This window comes from Variovorax paradoxus, assembly GCF_000834655.1.
Lineage (GTDB): Bacteria > Pseudomonadota > Gammaproteobacteria > Burkholderiales > Burkholderiaceae_C > Variovorax > Variovorax paradoxus_F.
The window spans coordinates 1-628 of sequence record NZ_JXQQ01000091.1 but is presented as its reverse complement, the minus strand read 5'-3'; the positions used below and the strand labels follow the sequence as shown (position 1 = coordinate 628).

The window sequence follows — 628 nt, the reverse complement described above, 5'->3', positions numbered from 1 at the left end:
CTGCTGTTGGTGGTGCTCAGGCCCGTAGACAGGCTCGAAATACCGCTGGTTGCAGTGCTCAGGCCCGAGGACGTCGAAGCGGACAGGCTGCCGACACTGCTGTTGGTCGAGCTCAGGCCGGTCGATAGGCTAGAGATGCCGCTGGTGGCAGTGCTGAGGCCGGACGACGTGGAGGTCGACAGGCTGCTCACGCTGCTGTTGGTCGAGCTGAGACCGGTCGACAGGCTCGCGATGCCGCTGGTTGCAGTGCTCAAGCCAGACGAAGTCGAGGTCGACAGGCTGCCGATGCTGCTGTTGGTGGTGCTCAGGCCTGTCGACAGGCTGGAGATGCCACTGGTCGCGGTGCTCAGGCCTGAGGACGTGGAGGTCGACAGACTGCTGATGCTGCTGGTGGCAGTGCTCAGGCCACTTGAAGTCGACGTGGACAGGCTGCTGACGTTGCTGTTGGTCGTGCTCAGGCCCGACGAAGTCGAAGTCGACAAGCTGTCGATGCGGCTCGTCGCAGTGCTCAGGCCGCTCGATGTGGAGGTCGAGAGGCTGCTTACGTTGCTGTTCGTGGTGCTCAGGCCCGTGGACAGGCTGGAGATACCACTGGTGGCAGTGCTCAGACCGGACGACGTGGAGGTCG

General features: G+C 63.5%; 1 protein-coding gene. It reads left to right on the top strand.

All coding sequences use genetic code 11. The features are described 5' to 3' along the window. Positions 1–628 (top strand): hypothetical protein (locus tag RT97_RS34060; protein ID WP_042582092.1); only part of this gene is annotated, 628 nt, incomplete at both ends.